Annotated in this window: 3 protein-coding genes; all 3 read left to right on the top strand. The window is 32.0% G+C overall.

The genetic code is table 11. The features are described 5' to 3' along the window. Positions 1-202 precede the first annotated feature (202 nt). The 3 genes from BFP75_RS13140 to BFP75_RS13130 all read left to right on the top strand — a co-directional run bounded on the left by BFP75_RS13140 (position 203) and on the right by BFP75_RS13130 (position 3,302). Entirely contained in the window at positions 203-1,189 is a 987-nt protein-coding gene (locus tag BFP75_RS13140; RefSeq protein ID WP_099545842.1) for a polysaccharide deacetylase family protein, read from the top strand. Between the two features lie 268 nt (positions 1,190-1,457). Beyond that, positions 1,458-2,258 carry a nucleoside deaminase gene (locus tag BFP75_RS13135; protein ID WP_099545841.1) on the top strand — a complete coding sequence of 267 codons (801 nt, stop codon included), beginning with the start codon at positions 1,458-1,460 and terminating at the stop codon, positions 2,256-2,258. Positions 2,259-2,474: 216 nt separating this feature from the next. Beyond that, the gene (locus BFP75_RS13130; protein ID WP_099545840.1) at positions 2,475-3,302 is read left to right on the top strand and encodes a hypothetical protein; all 828 of its coding nucleotides are present in this window, start codon (positions 2,475-2,477) and stop codon (positions 3,300-3,302) included. Positions 3,303-3,489: the final 187 nt, after the last annotated feature.

Raw genomic sequence — 3,489 nt, 5'->3', positions numbered from 1 at the left:
ATCATAATTTTGTTTTTTGGCGGACTTGGAGCATTAATGTAAAATAAAAAACGGTTGGCAACACCGTGTATAATTCATTGCTGGTTCTGGTTTGCTTACGAAAATCCTCGCGGATTTTCTATTCGGTTTTTATTTGCTAAATTAGGTGCTTAAAAACCGCAACAAATCATACACAAACACGTTAGCATACATTTAAAAAAAAATGATGAACCAAATTCGACCGATATTTTTATTCCTTTTAGTAGTCTTTTTCGGATGTAAGGATTCAAAATCTACAAAAACGGAAAAAGCTGAAAAACCATTAGAAAAAGCTGAAAAAATTGTAGTGACAAAACCAACAGTCAGTTTCACCTTCGACGATGGAAACACATCAAATTTAGCAGGTTTTCAATTTGAGGAATGGAATAAAATGATTTTGTCCCATCTTGAAAATGAAAATCTAAAGTCTGTGTTTTTCGTTACAGGAAAGAACAAGTCGGATAAAAAAGGACAGTTTTTACTTAAAAGCTGGAACGATAACGGACATAAAATAGCGAATCACTCATTTTCTCATCCATATTTTAATTCCGAAGAAAATGATTCGCATCTTTTTGAGAGCGAACTTAATAAAACCGATGCCATTATTTCAAACCTTAGTAACTATATTAAACTATTTCGTTTTCCATATTTAAAAGAGGGTCAGAACCCTTCAAAAGTTGACAGCATTAGAAATATTCTCGCCAATAATGATTACCAAAACGGTTATGTAACTATTGATGCTTCTGACTGGTACGTTGACCAACGTTTAATAACCAGAATCAAAGAAGTTGGAATCGAAAAAACGGAAATTGATGGATTTCGCGACTTTTATGTTCAGCATATTATGGAAAGAGCCAACTATTATGAAAAACTTTCAAAGGAATTAAACGGCAGACACATTAATCATACTTTATTACTTCATCATAATTTGACATCTGCCCTCTTTTTGGACGACCTCATAAATAAATTTAAAGAAGAAGGCTGGGTATTAATAGATGCGGAAAAGGCATATCAAGATAGTATATTTGAAAAAATTCCTGACCCAAATTTTGCGGGAGAAAGTTTAATCTATTCTATGGCGAAACAATCTGGAAAATATGGAAAATCATTACGCTATCCAGCCGAAGACGGTAGATATGAAAAAACCAGAATGAATGAACTTGGTTTATAAGCAGAACGCATAAAAACGTATGCTAACAATGTATAAAAAAAATAGGGCGGAATGGTGCTTAAACAAAGGGTTTGGGCGTATTTATAAAGTCGCCAAATCTTTTGATTTGGCTTTTAGAAAAATAAGGTAAAAACAAAATGCAAAAGATTTGGCTTTTTGCTTAACGGAAAGAACATAGCTTACCACCCGCCCTACTTTTCTTATACTAACCGTTGGCGGTAATTAGGGTATTTAATTATCATCCAGCTAACCTCAAAATAAATATCTAATGAAAAAAACTTGTTTATTAATCGGCTTTTTAGTTTTGTCAACATGCTTTTTTTCATGTGATTCAAAACAAAGTAATTCTAAATTAAATATTGAAAAATCCGAATACACTCATGATTCAGCTTCTGTTGATACGATTTCACCAGAACAAAAAGAACTTGACTCTTTTTATTCCTTAATGGCATATGCAGTAGTCAATAAAGAATGGCAAGATAACATTAAGCAAGAATCAAGTAGAGGATATAACATTGGTTCTGTGTTAGTTGATAGTGATAAATATGTTGTTAACTGGGCGAGAAATTCAGTGAATAGTACAATGAATGAAACACAACATGGTGAAGTGCGTTTGATACAGTCCTATTTAGACAGTATTCATTCCTTTTCTTTAAAAGGCTTCTCAATATACAGTACATTAGAACCATGTGCAATGTGTTCTGGGATGATGAAAATGACTCAATTGTATAGAACCATTTATGGACAAACAGATCCAGCCTATGGAAAGGCATTGGAAAGACTCCAATTAAAAACGGACCCATGTTGTAGTGAGGGTTACTCGCCATATCCACGACCTGTAATTTCAGACAAATCACCTGATCCTATTTCAGTGGAAATAGATTCCGCATATGCTCAATACAATGGAAAATATATAGTTAAGTTTTTAGCAACACCAGATGCTAAACTATTATTTGAAAAAGCATCAGATATGTTTCAACAATATAACAAAGCTAAATATGAAGAAAATCAAAAGTATATCGATAGTGCTCATACATTTTATAATTTTGTTGTACTTCCCATTAAGTAGCAAATAAAAACTACCGCCAACACCGTGTATAAAACATAGCTAATAAGTGCTAAACCAAAAGGTTTGTACCTATTTACAAAGACCGCCAAATTTTTAAATTTGGCTTTTGAAATAAAAAAGTAAAAACAAAATATAAAAATTCGGCTCTGTGTTTATCCGAAAAGTTAGCGTCTTTTAACACGCTACGTTTCATACACAAGACCGTTAGCAAAAATTATGAAGCAAAATTCCGTAAATGATTCAGAGAGATATTTTATTCCCAAAGTTGAGGAATACTTTTCTGAATTTGTTGAATTTTATGGCGGAAAAGTAATTGATAAACTTGATGGGAATTTAGCCGACAGACCAAATGCAGATTATCTATTTGAAAACCCTGAATTAATCGCTGAACTGAAATGTTTTGAAAAGGATATTTTTTCTGGAAAAGATGAGTTTCCTAAAATGGAAAGATTACTTACGAAATGGACAAATAAAAAAATGATAACTGATGCACAATTGCGTGCATATACTTTTAGAGGTGCGCCTTTACCAATCGAGTGTCGAAAGGATATGGTTCAAGTTGCTTCCAAAACCATTGAACGTGCAATTCACAAAGGTAACAAGCAAATAGAAGTTAGTAAGTCAACATTTGAAAAACCAAATTCAAATGGTGTTCTATTTCTTGTTAATGACGGGAATTACTTTTTTACGAACGAACACTTTTTAGGAATTATAAGTAATATTCTTGGTCGTAAATACAGAAATCCTTCATTTGATGTTATTGTTTATTTGACAATTAACCAAACCAGTCAAATTCAGAAAAGTCCATACGATTATACGGTTTGGGTCCCAATCTATACAAGAATAGATGAAAATGGAGAAACTATAAAAGACGAAAAATTATTTTATTTTATAAATGATGTTGGTAGAAAATTTGCTGATTTTTATGAATTGAAAAGTGGAGAAAATATTAAAGATAAACGTGAGTTTAGCGACACAGAAAAAGGAATTGAAGAAATTAAAAAGCATAAGTATATTCCGAAAAAAATAATTTATGGAAAATAACTTTTGCTAACAAAGAACTGAGGTAAAAAACAAACAAATTCTTCCTTAATTTGAGACATTATTATTCCACGCTCATAGGTTCAATAACTTGATTCTTTGAGCTTTTTTTATTCAATCCATCTTCTATTTATCTTGGCAGTATGGAAACGTAAGTTTCATCATATGGTCTACCAGATTTTGCAATAGC

The sequence above is a fragment of the Maribacter sp. 4G9 genome, from assembly GCF_002742265.1.
Classification (GTDB): Bacteria; Bacteroidota; Bacteroidia; order Flavobacteriales; family Flavobacteriaceae; genus Maribacter.
This window is presented reverse-complemented; position numbering and strand designations above follow the sequence as displayed.